The following is a 16,434-nucleotide window of genomic DNA, read 5'->3' as shown; positions in this document are numbered from 1 at the left end:
CCGGGTGGGTTCTGGGACGATTCCGGTGACGCCGGTGCTCGGTGCCGTGGTCGTGCTGCTGCTGGTCGCGGCCGCTGCGGTGGTGCGCCTCGGCGGGTTCGCGCGGCACTGGGCCGTGATCACCGCCGGGTTGCGCGGGGCGGCGCAGCTGCTGCTGGTGTCGCTGATCATCACCTCCGTGGTGCGCTGGTCGTGGCTGGTGGCGGCGTTCATCGTGGTGATGTTCGCGATCGCGGCGCGCACGGCGGGACGGCGCATCACCGGCAACAGGACGTGGTGGTGGGCGGCCGTCCCCATCGCCGCCGGTGTCGCGCCGGTGGCCGGAGTGCTGCTGGTGTCGCGGGCGGTGCCGCTGACCGGGCTGGTGCTGATCCCGCTGATCGGCCAGCTGATCGGGGGAGCGCTGACCGCCACGGCGCTGGCCGGTCGTCGGCTCCTCGACGAGCTGGCGCAGCGCCGCGGCGAGGTGGAGGCGGCGTTGTCGCTGGGGTTGTCCGCACGCGATTCCCGGCTCGAAATCGCCCGTCCCGTGGCCGGAACGGCGCTGGTCCCCGCGCTCGACCAGACCCGCACCGTGGGCATGGTGACCCTGCCGGGCGCGTTCGTCGGCATGCTGCTGGGCGGTGCCAGTCCGCTGCAGGCCGGTGCCGTGCAGCTGTTCGTGCTGGTGGGGCTGCTGGCGGTGGAGGCGGTGGCGATCGCGGCGGTGCTGGAGATCGTCGCGCGCGGCCTGGTCACCCGACCGGCCGCGCACCACGGGTGATCCGATCAGCCCCTGGGAGAGGGCAGGGTCAACGCCGAGTGCTCCGGCCTGCCGGCCGCGGGTGGCATCTCGGCGAGTGAGCGCAGGCCCGCGTTGCGCTTCTCCAGCGCCTCCCGGGTGGTGGGGAACAGGGCTGCGTCTCCTTCGCCGACGAGGGCTTGGTTGAGTTCGACGAACTCGCGGGTGGCGGCCTCGTAGGCGGTGAAGGCCTCGGTGTGGTCGGCGTGGGTCGCCAGCGCGTCGGCGAGCATGTAGGCGCCGACCAGCGCGAGGCTGGAACCCTGGCCGGTCAGGAAGGACGGGGCGTGGGCCGCGTCGCCGACCAGGGCGACCCTGCCGCGCGACCACGCGGGCAGGTGGATCTGGCTGACCGTGTCGAAGAACAGGTCGTCGGCTTCGCGCATCGCCTTGACCAGGCTCGAGATCTCCCACCCCTCATCGGCGAACGCGTCGGCGACCAGCTCTCGCTGCGCGTCGGGATCGCGCAGCAGCCCCATCGACGGCTGCGGGCGGGCGATGTTGAGGAAGCCGTGCAGCTCCTCGCTGTCCCGGACGCCGTAGAGCGCCGCCGCCTTGCCGGGCGTGTTCCACATGATGCCCTCGTGGGAGAGCCCGAAGGTGTTGGGCGTGGTGAAACCGGCGAAGCAGAACCCCAGGTAGCGGTGAAACCCGAGCTCGGGCCCGAAGACGAGCTCCCGGGTCCGGGAGTGCAACCCGTCGGCGCCGATGACGAGGTCGAAATCCCGCTGCGCACCGCTGCGGAAGGTGACGCGCACGCCGTCCTCGCGCTCGTCGAGCACGTCGATGGAATCGTGGAACACGAACTCCACGTCGTCGCGAACGGCTTCGTGGAGCACCCGGGTCAGATCGCCGCGCCGGACCTCCAGGTCGTGCCCGTCGACACCGCCCACGACGTGCTGGGGGTGCACGGAGGCAGCGACGGAACCGTCGGCGTCGAGGAACGTCAGCCGCTGCGTCTGGATGTCGGCCTGCTGCAGCTGCGGCAGGACCCCCATCCGGCGGACGACCTCCAGCGCGGTGCCCCGCACGTCGATGGGGTACCCGCCGTTGCGCACCGATGCGGCCTTCTCGACGACGGTGACCTCGAACCCGTTGCGGTGCAGCCAGAACGCGACCGCAGGGCCCGCGATGCTCGCACCTGAAACCAGAACTCGCACGTCTTCCTCCTTCACCTGATGGACTTCTGCCGGCGGGTCAGCACGACGGCGGTCACCGTGGACAGGCCGAACGCGACGGCGGCGATCGTGAGGTAGCTGAAGACGCCCAGCCCCGAGTTCACGGTTCCGCCACCTGAGGGCAGCGCCGTGGAGTGCAGCACCGCCGATCCCACGAAGTTGAGCACCACCGAGCCGACCGCGACCATGACCATGACCAGGCTCGACACCGTCGCCTGCTGGCTCGCGGGCGCGAGGCTGCCCGCCACGTTGAACCCCGACGTGCCGAGCGCCCCGACGGTGAACCCGAGCAGCAGCGCGAACACGAGGGCGGCCGGGAAGGACGCGACACCGACGAACATGCCGAGGGTGCCGATCGTCCCGAGACCCACCGCGCCCGCCAGCGTCACCACCGGCCCGAAGCGCCCCGCCAGCGCGCCCGCGAGGGGGCCGCCGATCATGACGCCGATGGCGGGCGCGGCCAGCAGCATCGCCAGCGACCCCTGCCCGCCGAGCCCGTACCCGAGCCCCTGGCTCAGCGGAACCTCGCCGACCAGCGGCATCAGCTGCAGCATGCTCTGGTACGAGCCGGTGGACAGCACGATGACCAGCAGCGTGAGCAGCAGCGGCCCGCCCAACCGGCGCACGTCGATCAGCGGTTCCGGGGTGCGGCCCGAGGCGATCCACCACCGGGCCAGCGCCGTTGCGCCGCCGACGAGCAGTGCGATCGGTCCGATCTCCAGCCACCCGATCTCGGACCCGAGGCTGATGTAGCTGAGCACGCCGATCAGTCCGCCACCGAGCAGCGCGGCGCCGCCGAAGTCGATCCGGCCGGGCGTGGTGACCGGGGATTCGGTCACGACGCCGCGCACCACCAGCGCCATCGCCGCCGCCACCGCGGCCGAGATGACGAAGATGATCTGAAAGCCGTTCTCGGCGGCCAGCTTCTCCGCCGCGAAGCGCGAACCGATGTTGAGCACGGCCGATCCGGAGGTCACGATGCCGACCACGACCATGGACAGCCGCGGTGCGCAGACGTCGCGCACGATCGCCACGGTCAGGAACAGCGCGGCCACGGCCGAGCCCTGCATGAGCCTGCCGATCACGAAGATCCACGCGGTGGGCGCCACCGCGCACACCAGCGCTCCCGCGCAGCTGATCAGCAGCGTCAGCACGAGGATCCGGCGCTTGCCGTGGACGTCGGCGCTCTTGCCGAGCAGGGGAGCCCACATCGCTCCGGCCAGCATCGCGCTGGCGTTGAGCCAGGCGGCCTGGTCGGTGCCGAAGTGGTCGAGCATCTCCGGCAGCACGATCAGGGGCGCTGAGATGGCCGTGTCGACCATGAAGTTGACCAGGACCAGCACCGCCACCAGGCCGATGAGTCGCCCGTTCCACCTGGTGTGCAGTCCGGCTTGGGCGCCGTCTACGGCTTGCATGAACCGCTCCTCGCGTTCGGTGAGCGCTTGACCCGACGAAAACTACACTACACGGTGTAGTGTGAATTGGCTGAGAATAGGATGTGAACCATGGCGACACCCAGCACGGCCCCGCAGTCACCCGGCCGGCGCAAGCGGACCGAGATGAAGCGCGCGGCCATCCTGGACGCTGCCGAGGAGCTGTTCGTCTCCGAAGGCTTCGAGGTCACCAGCGTCGACGCGATCGCCGCCCGCGCCGAGGTCTCCAAGCGCACGGTCTACGACCACTTCGGCGACAAGCGCGCCCTGTTCCAAGGGGTCTTGGAGCGCTCCGGCGACGTCCTGCTGACCACCATCCGCGCGGCCATCGACGAAGAGCTCACCGACGACCGGGACCTGCGCGAAGCGCTGCACGCCTTCGCGCAGCGGGTCACCACCGAGACCTTCCCGTCCTCGGTCTACGTCAACTTCCGCCGCCTCAACGCCCAGGCACCGCCGGCACCGCGACTGCCGGACGGGCTCGACGACGAACCGGAACGCTCCCTGGAGCAGCGCTTCACCCGGTACGCCGACAGGGGAGACCTGCACGTCCCCGACCCGCGCCGCGCGGTCCAGCACTTCATCGCCCTGACCATGCGCCTGGCCCTCGACGTCATCGACGAGGACCCGGACCTGGCGCGCAACACCGGAGAGCTGCACGCCCTCATCGCCGACGGAGTCGACGCCTTCCTCCGCGCCTACCGCTGAACCTCCGGGGTCTCGCCGGGAATGTCCTGGTGGTGGGGCGGTGTTATCCCGGCAACGGCTTGAGGCGGGGAGGTCGAGATGGCTGAGCACGGAGCTCCCGAATCGTCCGACGCGGGGGCGATGGATGCCTATTCGCGCACCGTGAGCTCGGTGGCCGCGGAGATCACGCCGAGCGTGGCGAGCCTGCGCACCCGTGGGGCGTGGGGTGAGGCCAAGGGGTCGGCCGTGGTGTTCACCGCGGACGGTTTCATGCTGACCAACGCGCACGTCCTCGGCGGTTCGCGCAGCGGGACCGCCTACTTCGCCGACGGCACCAGCGCCGAGATGTCCTTGGTGGGCGCCGATCCGCTGTCGGACCTGGCGGTCGTCCGCGCCGACGGGCGGACGCCGAAACCTGTGGAGCTCGGCGACAGCGACGAGCTCGTCGTGGGCCAGCTCGTCGTGGCGGTGGGCAATCCGCTCGGCTTGACCGGTTCGGTCACGGCGGGGGTGGTCAGCGGGCTCGGGCGCTCGATGCCCTCGGGCGGCGGTCACGCCGCTCGGATGATCGAGGACGTCATCCAGACCGACGCCGCGCTCAACCCCGGCAACTCCGGCGGCGCCCTCGCCGACGCGCGAGGTGTCGTGGTCGGGATCAACACGGCCGTCGCCGGGATCGGTGTGGGACTGGCGATCCCGATCAACTCGACCACCCGCCGGATCATCTACTCGCTGATGCGCACCGGGCGGGTTCGCCGCGCCTACCTCGGTCTGGTCACCACACCCGCGCCGCTGCCGGAGGAACTGGCCCGGCGCATCGACCAGCGCACCGGCTTGCGGGTCGTCGACGTCGTGCGCCGCAGTCCGGCCGACCGCGCGGGCCTCCACCCCGGCGACCTCGTGCTGACCGCCGCGGGTGAACCGGTCCGCAACGCCCAGGGGCTGCAGCGGCTCATGTTCGCCGAGGCCATCGGCAAGCCGCTGCAGATCACCGTCACCCGCAACGGCGCGATGGTCGACGTCATCGCCGAACCCACCGAGCTCCAGGACGCGGCGGCCTGACCGGAGGATAGGTTCGCCGGATCAGCCCGAGCTGCGGAGGTGAGTCGTCGATGGGGATCAGCACGGCCGTTCCGGAGGAGCACCGCGCCGACGCGGAGATGTTGTGGGACTACCACGACATGGGGCACGAGCTGCGGCGTTGCGACGTCGGAGTCGGGCTGGGCAGCCACGATCTCGGCGTCGCCGACCACATCGTCGAGCTCTACGGCGGAGGGTGGTTCCCGCTGGTCGTGTTCACCGGCGCCAACGCAGCGACGACCGTCGAGCGCTTCCCGCGCGGCGAGGCCGTCCACTACCGCGAGCACGCGATCGAACTCGGCGTTCCGGACGCGGCGATCCTCGTCGAGCCGAAAGCCACCAACACCGCCGAGAACATCGAGTTCACCCGCCAGGCGCTCGCCGACCGCGAGGTCGAGTCCCTGCTGCTGGTGTCCAAGCCCTACCAGCAGCGACGCGCCTTCGCCACGGCGAAGAAGGTCTGGCCCGAGGTCGACATCATCTGCAGCGCGCAGCGCACCCCGCTGGACGACTACGTCCGAGCCATCGGCGACGCCGACCGCGTCATCGACATGCTCGTCGGCGACACGCAGCGCATCACCGCCTACGCCGAACGCGGTTTCGCCGTTCCGCAGGACGTGCCCGCCGAGGTCGAAGCGGCCTACCGCCGCCTGCTGACCGCCGGCTACACCCGCCGCCTCGTCCAGGACTGATCGCGCGAGCCCGCGATCGTAGAGTTCGTGCCGCAGTCGACCGGGCGCACCCCGTCGGTCACCGACAGGCCACCTCGGCGCCCGCTAGCGCTGCTCGGATAGCGCGCATGCGTGCAACTCGGACATTCCTCCTGGGCGCCCAGACCGCTCTCGCGCTCATCGTCCTGCCCGTCACCGCCCACGCGGAGCCGGCTCCCGGCCCGACCGACGGGGTGCAGCCGTTGGAGCGAGCTCACGCTCACAACGACTACGAGCACCAGCGGCCGCTGTTCGACGCGCTCTCGCACGGCTTCCGGAGCGTCGAGGCCGATGTCTGGCTGGTGGACGGCGAACTGTGCATCGGCCACGACGCACCCGACTGCAGCCGCACCCTGGAGTCGCTCTACCTCGAGCCGCTGGCCGAGATCGCCGGTGCCAACGGCGGCGAGATCTACGACGGTTCCACCGAGCCGCTGCGCCTCTACGTCGACGTCAAGGACGGCGGCCAGGCGGTGTGGGACGTGCTCAACGATCAGCTCAACGACCGTCCGCAGCTGGTCAGCTCGTGGGCGAACGACCGCGAGACCACCCGCGCCGTCGAGGTCGTCGTCTCCGGCCAGTTGGCCAACCAGGCCTTCGACGACCCGGTCCGCTGGGCGTCCGGAGACGGCCGCATCGTCACCCCGCCCCCGGCCGACGCCACCAGCGCCGACCTCGTGGTCCTCTCCGAGAGCTGGACCCGGCTGTTCACCTGGCAAGGCATCGGCCCCATGCCGGAGCACGAACGGCAGAAGCTGCACGAGCTCGTCGATCGCGCCCACGCCGGGGGCCACGAGGTGCGGTTCTGGGCCACCCCGGACATCGAACCCGGTGCCCGGGAAGCGGTCTGGCGCGAGCTGGTCGACGCCGACGTCGACCAGATCAACACCGATCACCTCACCGCGCTCGAGGAGTTCCTGAAGTCCCACGACCCCGCCGAGCAGAACTCGTGAGGCCCGCCGCCAAGATCCAGCAGGACCCCGCGGCAGGAGTGATCGAGTTCCGCCGTCAGCGGAACCGCGATGCTGAGCGCTCGACCGGTGTCAGGATGGGCGCATGGCGGACGTTCTCGACTTCCAGCGCAAGCGCAAGGCCGCGCCCGAGCCGCTGTGGCGCGAGGAGCTCGGCCGCAGCCTGCGTGCGACCAGGGAGGAGCGGGGTGACCGGCTCGTCGACGTCGCCGAGCGAGCCGGTGTGTCACCGCAGTACCTCTCCGAGATCGAGCGGGGCCGCAAGGAACCCTCCAGCGAGATGATCGCCGCGGTCACCGGAGCGCTCGGCATCGACCTGGCCGATCTGCTCGGCAGCATCGCCGGGCAGGTCCGGCGCAGCGGGCCGGTGGCCCCCGCTCCCGCCGGTCGCCCGGCCGGTCCGCTGCTGATGGCGGCCTAGCTCCGCTCGTCCAGGACGTGGTCCGCGAGGCCGTAGGCGACCGCCGCCTGCGCGTCGAAGACGCGGTCCCGGTCGGTGTCGTGCCGCAGCGTCGGCACGTCCTGGCCGGTGTGCTTGGAGAGGATCTCCTCCAGCTGGGTGCGGACCCGGATCACCTCGTCCGCCTGCAGGATCAGGTCCGGGATCGTGCCCCGGCCCTGAGCGGCCGGCTGGTGCAGCACCACCCGCGTGTGCGGCAGCACGGCGCGACGGCCGGGCGCACCGGCGGCCAGCAGCACCGCGCTCGCCGCGACGGCTTGCCCCACGCAGGTCGTGGCGACCGGGGCCTTGATGTAGCGGATGGTGTCGTAGAGCGCCAGCATCGCCGACGGGTCGCCGCCCTCGGAGTTGATGTAGAGGTTGATCTCCTGGTCGGGGCTGTCGGCTTCCAGGTGCAGCAGCTGGGCGATCAGCGCGTTCGCGACACCGGAGTCGATGGGAGTGCCGAGGTAGACGATGCGCTCGGCGAGCAGGTGCGAGTAGACGTCCATGATCCGCTCGCCGTTGGTGCTGCGCGTGATCACGTTCGGGATCGTGTAGCTGGTCATGCTCGGACCCCCGTCTCCACGCCGAGGCCCATCGGGGTGCGCATCGGCATCACCTGGCCGAGGCCCTCGACGATGTGGTCGACGAACCCGTAGTCGCGCGCCTGCTCGCTGGTGAACCAGCGGTCGTGCAGCGAGTCGGCGAAGACCCTCTCGACGGGCTGCCCGGTGTCCTCGGCGATCAGGCCGAGCACCGTGTCCCGCGTGTGGCGCAGGTCGTCGGCCTGCACCTCCACCTCGACGGCCGAACCGCTGATCCCCGCCGACCCCTGGTGCATCAGGATCCGGGTGTGCGGGAGCGCGAAGCGCTTGCCGGGGGTGCCCGCCGACAGCAGGAACTGCCCCGCGCTGCACGCGAGTCCGAGCGCGAGCGTCGACACGTCGCACGGAACCAGCCGCATCACGTCCCGGATCGCCAGCATCGACGGCACCGAGCCGCCGGGGGAGTGGATCCACAGCGCGATGTCCTTGCCGGGATCGGCGTGGGCGAGGGACAGCATCTGCGTGATCAGCACCGTCCCGTTGTCGTCGTCGAGCGGGCCGTCGAGCACCAGGACCCGCTGGCTGAAGAACCGTTCGCGCAGCCGGTGGTCGAACATCGGCTGCTTCTCATCGTTGGCCATGCCCCGACCATGCCGCCGGAACCCCGCTCGCGGCCCCCCGCGCTGCCCTGAGCAGATCCGCCGTCAGCGGCGTGGTGAGCCGGGTTCCGGTGGCAGCAGCGCTGCGCGGGCGTCGATGGCGAAGGCGCTCTCCCAGCGGCGCAGGTCTTCCGCGCCGAAGCGGTGATACCGGAGCTGGGCGGTCGGGCGGAAGTGCACGGGGTCGTCGGTGCGCCAGGCCTCGTGGCGCAAGGGGGTTTTCGCCGTCTTGTTGCTGGCGGTGAGGGGGATTTCGCCGGTGACGCGGACGAAGCGGGGCAGCCACTTGGTGCCCAGATCGGGCTGAGCGGCGAGGAAATCGGCGAAGGCCGTCGGATCGAACTCGCCCCGCAGCTGGAGGGCGCACATGACCTGGTCGCCGGTGCGCGGGTCCGGCACCGGGTAGACCGCCACCGCCTCGACCGGCTCCCAGCGCTGGAGGATGCGTTCCACCGACGCCGCGGCGAAGTTCTCGCCGTCGACGCGGAGCCGGTCTGCGGTGCGCCCGGCGAAGTGGAAGAAGCCGTCGGCGTCGCGGTAGGCGAGGTCGCCGGTCCAGAAGTCCTCGCCGCGCACGCGCTCGGCCTCCGCCTCCGGGTTGTTGTAGTAGCCCTCGAAGGACCGAGCCCCGCCGATCGCCACGATCTGACCGACCGCCTGATCGGCGTTGACGAGCCGACCGCGCTCGTCGAACACCGCGCGCGGGCATTCGGTCCCGGTGTCCTCCCGCAGCACCCGGACGTCGATCCCGTCCACGGGAAGGCCGAGCGAGTCCGGTGGGCTGTCGGGGGTCCGATTGATCCGCAGCACGCCCTCGCTCATCCCGTACCCCTCGGAGACCCGGCAGCCGAAGCGCTCGGCGAAGCGTTCGGCGTCGGCCGGTGAGGCTTCGGTGCCGACGGCGAGGCGCAGCGTGCTGCGCCGGTCTGCCGGGCCCTCGGGCTGGGCGAGCACGTAGGACAGCGCGCGCCCCACGTAGTTGACGAACGTGACGCCGTAGCGGTGGACGTCGCGCGCGAACCCGGACGCGGAGAACTTCCGGGCCAGGCACACCGTCGATCCGACGTGCATCGCCGGGGCCAGGTTCATCATCGCCGAATTGCCGTGGAACAACGGCATGCACAGGTACGACACCGAGTCCCGCGTGAGCTCGGTGCGCATGGCCAGCGACTCCGCGAGCGCGCCCAACCGCCCCTGCGAGCAGATCACCGCCTTCGGCGCCCCGGTCGAACCGGAGCTGAACAGCAGCAACAACGTTCGGTCCGGCTCCGGTGAAACCGACGGCAGAGCAGCGTGATCCGGAAGTCGGTCGAGGTCGCTGTCGACGTCGAGCACCGAGGCCCCGTGGTCGATCCCGTCGAGCAGCCCGGCCGAGCGCGTCTCGGTGACGACGACCTCGCAGTCGGTGTGCCGGATGTCGCGGGCGAGCCCCACGCCCCGCCGGGTCGGGTTGAGGCCCACCACGACCGCGCCCTCCAGCGCGGCGGCGACGATCCAGAACACGTGGTCGGGCACGTTCTCCAGCAGCAGTCCGACGTGCCGGACACCCGTCCGGCGCAGCCACGCCGCGCGCCGCGCCCCTTCGGCGACGACCTGCGCCCACGTCCACGACCGCTCTTCGAAGCGCAGCCCGACCCGCTCGTCGTGGGCCCGCGCGCGCACGACCTCGGCGAACGTGCTCACCGCTCCTCCCCGAGATCCCGGCCGCGGGTCTCGGAGATCAGCAGCACCGAGACGATGGAAACACCGACCGCACCCACGATGATGCAGCTCAACGGCAGGCTCGACCCGCCGGTGCCGGCCACCAGCGCGGCCGCGATCATCGGCGTGAAGCCCGCGCCGAGCAGGCTCGCCATCTGGTACCCCAGCGACACCCCGGTGTAGCGGACGCGGGTCCCGAACATCTCCGAGAGCATCGGTGCCAGCGGCGCGTACATGAGGTTCTGGAAGATCTGCGCGATCACCAGCGCCGCGATCATCGCCGGCACGGTCCGCAACTCCAGCAGGGCGTACATCGGGAACGCGAACAGCACGCCCCCGGACGCACCGATCAGCAGCACCCGGCGTCGGCCGATGCGATCGGAGAGGGCGGAGAACAGCGGGATCCCGATCAGCCCGGTCAGGCTGATCAGCAGGTGCGCCCGCATGATGTCCGGCAGGTCGTAGCCGAGCCCCTTGGCGTAGGCGACGCTGTGCGAGCCGATCAGCGCCGTCATCGCGAACGGCCCGATCCCCGCAGCGCACGCCAGCAGCACCGCGCGCGGGCGCCGCAGCACCCGCAGCAGCGGCAACGACTCCCGCTCACCCGCCTTCGCCATCGCCTGCCGGAACAGCGGGCTCTCCACCACGCTCAACCGGACGTACAGGCCGATGATCAGCAGGATCGCGCTGGCCAGGAACGGAATCCGCCACCCCCAGGACACGAAGTCCTCCCGGGGCAGCAACGTCACCAGCGCGACGGCCCCGTTCGACAGCAGCGACCCCAGCGGCGAGCCCGCCTGCATGATGCCGACCCACGCTCCCCGCCGACGCGAATCGGCGTGCTCGATGACCATCAGCGCCGCACCGCCGTACTCGCCGCCGACCGCGATCCCCTGCACGCAGCGCAGCAGCACCAGCAGGACCGGCGCGGTCAACCCGATCGACGAGTACGTGGGCAGGACGCCGATGAGCACGCTCGCCACACCCATCAGCACCATGCTCATGACCAGCGCGGACTTGCGCCCGAGCTTGTCGCCGAAGTGCCCGAAGATCAGTCCGCCGAGCGGCCTCGCGACGTACCCCGCGGCCAACGTCCCGAACGCGGCGATGGTGGACACGGCGGGGTTGGACCCCGGGAAGTACAACGTCCCGAACACCAGCGCCGCCATCGTCGAGTAGAGCAGGAAGTCGTAGTACTCGATGACGGTGCCCAGCAGCCCGGACAGCGCCACCTTCCGCACCTGGCGGCCGTCCACCGCCTCCGGAACAGGAACCGACCCGGGCATCGCCACTGACACCACTTCCTCCGCCGAACCAAGCGCTTGCTAGGCAAGCTACGACCCCGATCATCCCAGGTCAAGAACGGCCAACTCCGTCCCCGGCCCCGAACCCCTGGATTTCAGTGGAAGTCCGACCCTCGATTTCAGTGGGAATCCGGCAGCGAAGTTCGGTGGAAGTCCGGGACCGGGGTCCAGAGGACGTCCGAGGCCGGGGTCGAGGGGGAACAGGAGTCCGAGTTCCACTGAAGTTCGGGACCTGATTTCAGTGGAAGTTGGTGGCGGTGATGAACTCCGGGCCTGACGGCCTGCGGCCGATGTTCCTCTTCGGTTTCCTGGGGGTCTTCGTCATCTCCCAGATGCACGGCCCGGGTCTGGCGAGGAGCACCCGCTGGGTGCTGGTCGCCGTCTACCTCGGCGCGGCGATCGCGGTGTACTCGACGCGGTCGCTCACGGAGCTCGACGAGATCGTGCGCATCCCGCTGATCGAGTGCCTGGTCGTGGCGGTGCTCGCCGTGCTGACCTGGCTCGGGCTGCGCGGTTTCCACCTTCTCCGCAGACCGGAGCAGCAGCGCGAACCCACCGAGACGCGCTAGTCGGAGGTCCAGAGCTCGTCCAGCGAGAGCCGGCCGGTCGGGATCGCCGATCGACCCGCCGGGCTCGGGGCGGGGTGCCCCAGCGCGATCCCGGTGCGGACCTGCCACGGGGCCGAGAACCCCGCGAGAGCGGTGACCCGCTCGACGTTGTCCTCCGGGAAGAAGGTCACCGGGCACGAGCCGAGCCCGAGAACGTGCGCGGCCAGCATGATGTTCTGCGCCACCCGGCCACCGTCCAACGCGGCATCGCTCCAGTTGAGGTCGAGGGCGAGCAGCAGCACCACGGGCGCCGCTCGCAGGTGCACCGCGTAAGCGCCGCAGCGACTCAGCTCCGCGCGCGCTTCCGGATTCCGCACGGTGTGGAACCGCCAGGGCTGGCGATTGCGCGCGGATCCCGTCCAGCGCGCGGTCTCCAGCACCGACCGCAGCAGGTCGTCGCTCACCGCGTCATCGGTGAACCACCTGGTGGCCCGCAACGACGCCAGCGCTCGGAGTGAATCTGCCATGCGGCCGACACTATCGGCCTGCGTCGCGGCTGGTGAGGGGAGTTGCCAGCGCCCCGCGACCGGACCTTTCGCCCCTGCCTGCGGGGAAGGCCCACCGGCACCTTCCGCACTAGAGCCGGACAACAGCTGAGGGGATCCGAACATGACCGCCGAACAGCCGTACTACCCCCGACCCGTGCCACCGGCGATGACGTCCCCAGCGCCCACCAACGGCATGTCGGTGGCCGCGCTGCTCCTGGGCATCCTCGGGATCGCGCCGCTGGCAGTGATCTTCGGCCACCTCGCCGCGCGCGACATCAGGAACAACCCGCCGCAGTCGGGGTACGGCATGGCGATCGCCGGGCTGGTGCTGGGGTACGTGGTCCTGGCGGTGTGGGCGATGGTCTTCCTCTTCTTCCTGGTCGTCATGATCGGCGCGTCCACCACCGCCGCATTGGGGGCGTAATCGCGCGTTCTGCTTCGAGGGGACGGCCGGCCGGTGCCGGGGGAGGGGAAGGAGCACCGGCCGACCTGGAACCGGTCTCGGCGCGGAGTCCGGCCGAGCGGTCCCTGATTCAGGGACGTGTCGTCATCCGTCTGCTGCCCTCGCTATCCGCAACGCCGCCTGATAGCACTCCGGGCACGTCGCCCACAGCCACGCGAGCTCGGAGTTGTCCGCGACCTGGTCGACCTCGCCGCACAACGTCGTGACCGCGGTTCCGCTCGGGTAGACCAACGCGCCTTCCGGCCGTCGGTCGGTGCTCGCATGTCGTGCTGAGTTCGCCGGAACCCAGTGGAACTTGTACATCGCAACCCCCAGGCAATTCGATGTCGATGGTGTCAAATCCAGAATCGACGTCTAGTAGCCAGTGATCAATTACCTAATCGTGGGATGGATATACCAGGTAGACGACCATACGATCTGTCTCGTGCCTGTAGACGTTAGTGCGGTAACACCGAGAGCGCGGGCGCTCGCGGCAGCAATCCGAACGGTTCGGGAAGAATCCGGGATCAGCGGAAGGGAACTGAGCAAGCGGCTCGGAATGAGCCACGGAACGATCTCGCACTGGGAGACCGGCCGAAGGGTGCCGACGCCGGAGGACGTGGCATCTCTGCTGGCGGTCGCCGGGGTGACCGGGGAGGAGAAGCGGCGACTCGTCGACCTCGCCCGGCATGCCAGCGAGCCGAACTGGCTCGCTGTCGGCATCCCCGGTATTCCGCAGCAGCTCGCGGGAGTGGTGGAATGCGAACGAGCTGCTTCAACGGCCATTGAATGGTCGCCAATGGTGGTTCCCGGGCTGTTGCAGATTTCTGAATATGCCCGCGCAGCTTCGGTTGCAGCGAACCTTCCGGCGAACGAGATCGAAACCAGAGCCATGGTAAGGGCCTCACGACGGGAGCTGCTCACACGCAGGTCTCCGTTGCGGTTCCACGCTTTGATCGGTGAATACGCACTCCGCGACCAGATCGGTACCGCCGAGGTTATGGCCGATCAACTGGTGCACCTCCGAGATTTGACGGCTCGGGAGAACGTGACGATTCAGGTGGTTCCGTCCCTCGTCGGCTGGCATCCAGGGCTGGTCGGTCCGTTCATCCTGTACGAGTTCCCCGACTCACCCGCGACGGTGCACTTCGAGCATTACAGCTCTGGTGCCTTCGTCGTCGATGTCGTTGATGTGCAGGAGTATCGACAAGCGATCGAGGCGATCGGCAAGCTGGCCTTGAGCCCTGAGGCTAGCGCGGAGCTCATAAGAAGTATCGCGGAGGAGAAGGGGACGAGAGATGAGTGAGATCCAGGGTTGGCGGAAGTCCTCGCGCAGTCACCCGAATGGAAACTGCGTCGAGGTTGGTCGCGTGGTCGGCTGGCGGAAGTCCAGCTTCAGCCACCCCAACGGAGACTGCGTCGAGGTGGGGGGCTTATCCGGCCACGCCGCGGTGCGCGACTCCAAGACGCCGGACGCGGGGTACGTCACCGCGACGCCGTCGCAGTGGGGGACGTTCATCGACGCGGTGAAGGGCGACCGGTTCTCGCTCTGAGGGCACCGCGGGCACGGTGGTGCAACCGCGTCCGCAGTGATACGGAGAGTGAATGTGCGACCACGGAAAGCCATTTCGGCTGAACCGGACCTTCCGGGCGGTGGGCGCCGGCCGGATTCGCCGTGAATCGTTGTGCGCGAGCACTCGACCTGGCGCGTCGTCCCGACTAGACAGGCACCCAACACAAGGACGACGGAACAACGAGGTTCAGCCATGTCGGACTCCGTGCAGCACGCTGCGGGCGCTGGTCGCACCCGGGATGACAAGCGGTTGCTCGCCAGCACGCTCGTCGGGACGACCATCGAGTGGTACGACTTCTTCATCTACGCGCAGGCGGCGAGCCTGGTGTTCGCGCCGCACTTCTTCAAGCCCCTGAGCGCCGACGCACCGGGCGTCGCCAGCCTGCTGTCGCTGGCGACCATCGGCATCAGCTTCCTGTTCCGGCCGCTCGGAGCGGTCGTCGCCGGGCGGTTCGGTGACCGTCTCGGACGCAAGGCGATGCTGGTCATGACGCTGATCATGATGGGCGCGGCCACCGCGCTGATCGGGCTGCTGCCCACCTACGCCCAGATCGGGGTCGCGGCGCCGATCCTGCTCATCGTGCTGCGCATCGTGCAGGGCTTCTCCGCAGGCGGGGAATGGGGTGGCGCGGCGCTGATGGCGGTCGAGCACGCACCGCTCGGCAAGCGCGGGTACTTCGGCTCCTACCCGCAGACCGGCGTGCCGCTCGGGTTGATCCTGGCCACCGGGGTGCTGTGGGTGATCAGCTCGTCGACCAGCGAGGAGCAGTTCCTCGCCTGGGGCTGGCGGATTCCGTTCCTGGTGTCGGTCGTGCTCATCGTGTTCGGCTACCTGGTGCGCCGCATGGTCGAGGAGAGCCCGGTGTTCCAGGAGATGCTGGAGCGCAAGGCCCACACCTCGGCGCCGCTGCAGGAGCTGTTCCGCAGCAACACCCGCAACGTCGTGCTGGCCGCGCTGATCTTCGTCGCCAACAACGCCGCCGGCTACCTGGTCATCGCCTACTTCCTCAGCTACGGCAAGACCCTCGGGCTGTCCCGCCCGACCGTGCTGCTGGCGACCATCGTCGGCGCCGTCGGGTGGCTGGTGTTCACCGTCTACTCCGGCGCGCTGTCCGACCGGATCGGGCGGGTGCGCACGTTCCAGATCGGCTACGCGTCCGTGTTCGTGTGGATGCTGCCGATGTTCCTCATGATGGGAACGGGCAGCGGCGTGCTGTTCGCGCTGGCCATCGTCGTGCTGTCGTTCGGCATCGGGCTGTCCTACGGGCCGATGTCGGCGATGTACGCCGAGATGTTCCCCGCCAAGGTGCGCTACTCCGGGGTGTCCATCGGGTACGCCTTCGGCGCCATCCTCGGCGGTGCCTTCGCACCCACCATCGCCGAAGCGCTGACCCAGGCCACGGGCAGCGCCTACTCGGTGGGGGCGTACATCATGGTGCTCAGCGTCATCTCGATCATCGCCGTCACCATGGTCCGCGAACCCCGCGGAACCGACCTGAACGCGTAGGTCGTTGCTCGGCGGTGCGGGGATTCGCGCGAATTCCCCGCACCCCGGGCGGTTCCTCGCCGTATCGTCGCCGTGCGCTGGTCCGACAGCCGGACCGGCGGAACGGGGTGTGAACGTGAGCGCTGTGGCCGACGACGAGCAGCGGGACACCGGCGATGCCGCGCTGGAGGTGCTGCGGGCCGAGCTGGCGAGGGCGGATGCCGCGATCGCCCGCACCGACACGAAGGCGAGCGTGCTGCTCGCGGTCTTCGGACCGATCGTGACGGTGGGCGCGGCGGCGGTCCAGCGCATCCCGCTGCCCGCGGCCGGGCGGGTGGGCCTGTGG

General features: G+C 69.9%; 19 protein-coding genes and 1 pseudogene. 12 read left to right on the top strand and 8 right to left on the bottom strand.

Features of this window, described 5'->3' with window-relative positions; translation table 11 throughout:
- The first annotated feature begins 4 nt into the window (after window positions 1–4).
- Entirely contained in the window at window positions 5–763 is a 759-nt protein-coding gene (locus E1202_RS23700; protein ID WP_132685340.1) for an ABC transporter permease, read from the top strand.
- 5 nt (window positions 764–768) lie between these two features.
- On the opposite strand, the gene E1202_RS23695 is transcribed toward E1202_RS23700, so the two are convergent.
- Window positions 769–1,941 (bottom strand): FAD-dependent monooxygenase, encoded by a 1,173-nt coding sequence (locus E1202_RS23695; RefSeq protein WP_235878946.1) that lies wholly within the window; start codon window positions 1,939–1,941, stop codon window positions 769–771.
- A gap of 11 nt (window positions 1,942–1,952) precedes the next feature.
- Window positions 1,953–3,374: an MFS transporter gene (locus E1202_RS23690; RefSeq protein ID WP_207918892.1), complete on the bottom strand. Its 1,422-nt coding sequence runs from the start codon at window positions 3,372–3,374 to the stop codon at window positions 1,953–1,955.
- A 90-nt stretch (window positions 3,375–3,464) separates the two neighbouring features.
- On the opposite strand from E1202_RS23690, the gene E1202_RS23685 reads away from it, so the two are divergent.
- The 5 genes from E1202_RS23685 to E1202_RS23665 all read left to right on the top strand — a co-directional run bounded on the left by E1202_RS23685 (window position 3,465) and on the right by E1202_RS23665 (window position 7,261).
- Window positions 3,465–4,100, top strand: coding sequence for a TetR/AcrR family transcriptional regulator (locus tag E1202_RS23685; protein WP_132685338.1), 636 nt, complete (start codon window positions 3,465–3,467; stop codon window positions 4,098–4,100).
- Window positions 4,101–4,178: 78 nt separating this feature from the next.
- Complete coding sequence (locus E1202_RS23680) at window positions 4,179–5,141, top strand: S1C family serine protease (RefSeq protein ID WP_132685337.1); 963 nt, start codon at window positions 4,179–4,181, stop codon at window positions 5,139–5,141.
- Between the two features lie 50 nt (window positions 5,142–5,191).
- A complete protein-coding gene (locus E1202_RS23675; protein WP_132685336.1) occupies window positions 5,192–5,851 on the top strand; it encodes a YdcF family protein in 660 nt (219 codons plus the stop codon).
- A 107-nt stretch (window positions 5,852–5,958) separates the two neighbouring features.
- Window positions 5,959–6,822 carry a PI-PLC domain-containing protein gene (locus E1202_RS23670; protein ID WP_132685335.1) on the top strand — a complete coding sequence of 288 codons (864 nt, stop codon included), beginning with the start codon at window positions 5,959–5,961 and terminating at the stop codon, window positions 6,820–6,822.
- Between the two features lie 103 nt (window positions 6,823–6,925).
- The gene (locus tag E1202_RS23665; protein ID WP_132685334.1) at window positions 6,926–7,261 is read left to right on the top strand and encodes a helix-turn-helix domain-containing protein; all 336 of its coding nucleotides are present in this window, start codon (window positions 6,926–6,928) and stop codon (window positions 7,259–7,261) included.
- Here E1202_RS23665 and E1202_RS23660 read toward each other — a convergent pair.
- The 4 genes from E1202_RS23660 to E1202_RS23645 form a co-directional block, all read right to left on the bottom strand.
- The gene (locus E1202_RS23660) at window positions 7,258–7,848 is read right to left on the bottom strand and encodes a ClpP family protease (protein ID WP_132685333.1); all 591 of its coding nucleotides are present in this window, start codon (window positions 7,846–7,848) and stop codon (window positions 7,258–7,260) included. The genes E1202_RS23665 and E1202_RS23660 overlap by 4 nt on opposite strands.
- Complete coding sequence (locus E1202_RS23655) at window positions 7,845–8,468, bottom strand: ClpP family protease (RefSeq protein ID WP_132685332.1); 624 nt, start codon at window positions 8,466–8,468, stop codon at window positions 7,845–7,847. The genes E1202_RS23660 and E1202_RS23655 overlap by 4 nt, the downstream gene beginning before the upstream one ends.
- A gap of 63 nt (window positions 8,469–8,531) precedes the next feature.
- Window positions 8,532–10,169: an AMP-binding protein gene (locus E1202_RS23650; protein ID WP_132685331.1), complete on the bottom strand. Its 1,638-nt coding sequence runs from the start codon at window positions 10,167–10,169 to the stop codon at window positions 8,532–8,534.
- Window positions 10,166–11,485 carry an MFS transporter gene (locus E1202_RS23645; RefSeq protein WP_235878945.1) on the bottom strand — a complete coding sequence of 440 codons (1,320 nt, stop codon included), beginning with the start codon at window positions 11,483–11,485 and terminating at the stop codon, window positions 10,166–10,168. The genes E1202_RS23650 and E1202_RS23645 overlap by 4 nt, the downstream gene beginning before the upstream one ends.
- A 266-nt stretch (window positions 11,486–11,751) precedes the next feature.
- Between E1202_RS23645 and E1202_RS23640 the strand changes: the two genes are divergently transcribed.
- On the top strand, window positions 11,752–12,060 hold the full coding sequence (locus E1202_RS23640; RefSeq protein WP_207918891.1) for a hypothetical protein: 309 nt from the start codon (window positions 11,752–11,754) through the stop codon (window positions 12,058–12,060).
- On the opposite strand, the gene E1202_RS23635 is transcribed toward E1202_RS23640, so the two are convergent.
- A complete protein-coding gene (locus E1202_RS23635; protein ID WP_132685330.1) occupies window positions 12,057–12,566 on the bottom strand; it encodes a nitroreductase family protein in 510 nt (169 codons plus the stop codon). The two genes, E1202_RS23640 and E1202_RS23635, sit on opposite strands and share 4 nt — an antisense overlap.
- Before the next feature lie 142 nt (window positions 12,567–12,708).
- On the opposite strand from E1202_RS23635, the gene E1202_RS23630 reads away from it, so the two are divergent.
- Window positions 12,709–13,011, top strand: a complete 303-nt coding sequence (locus tag E1202_RS23630; RefSeq protein ID WP_132685329.1) for a DUF4190 domain-containing protein — start codon at window positions 12,709–12,711, stop codon at window positions 13,009–13,011.
- Window positions 13,012–13,134: 123 nt separating this feature from the next.
- On the opposite strand, the gene E1202_RS23625 is transcribed toward E1202_RS23630, so the two are convergent.
- Entirely contained in the window at window positions 13,135–13,353 is a 219-nt protein-coding gene (locus tag E1202_RS23625; protein WP_132685328.1) for a zinc finger protein, read from the bottom strand.
- A gap of 121 nt (window positions 13,354–13,474) precedes the next feature.
- Between E1202_RS23625 and E1202_RS23620 the strand changes: the two genes are divergently transcribed.
- The 4 genes and pseudogenes from E1202_RS23620 to E1202_RS23605 all read left to right on the top strand — a co-directional run.
- Entirely contained in the window at window positions 13,475–14,335 is an 861-nt protein-coding gene (locus E1202_RS23620) for a helix-turn-helix domain-containing protein (RefSeq protein ID WP_132685327.1), read from the top strand.
- Window positions 14,328–14,582 carry a DUF397 domain-containing protein gene (locus E1202_RS23615; RefSeq protein WP_132685326.1) on the top strand — a complete coding sequence of 85 codons (255 nt, stop codon included), beginning with the start codon at window positions 14,328–14,330 and terminating at the stop codon, window positions 14,580–14,582. Before E1202_RS23620 ends, E1202_RS23615 begins: the two co-directional genes overlap by 8 nt.
- A gap of 213 nt (window positions 14,583–14,795) precedes the next feature.
- The gene (locus E1202_RS23610) at window positions 14,796–16,109 is read left to right on the top strand and encodes an MFS transporter (protein WP_132685325.1); all 1,314 of its coding nucleotides are present in this window, start codon (window positions 14,796–14,798) and stop codon (window positions 16,107–16,109) included.
- A gap of 115 nt (window positions 16,110–16,224) precedes the next feature.
- Window positions 16,225–16,434: pseudogene (locus tag E1202_RS23605) on the top strand (Pycsar system effector family protein); the annotation flags it as partial.

The organism is Saccharopolyspora karakumensis (genome assembly GCF_004349225.1).
Classification (GTDB): domain Bacteria; phylum Actinomycetota; class Actinomycetes; order Mycobacteriales; family Pseudonocardiaceae; genus Saccharopolyspora; species Saccharopolyspora endophytica.
This window is presented reverse-complemented; position numbering and strand designations above follow the sequence as displayed.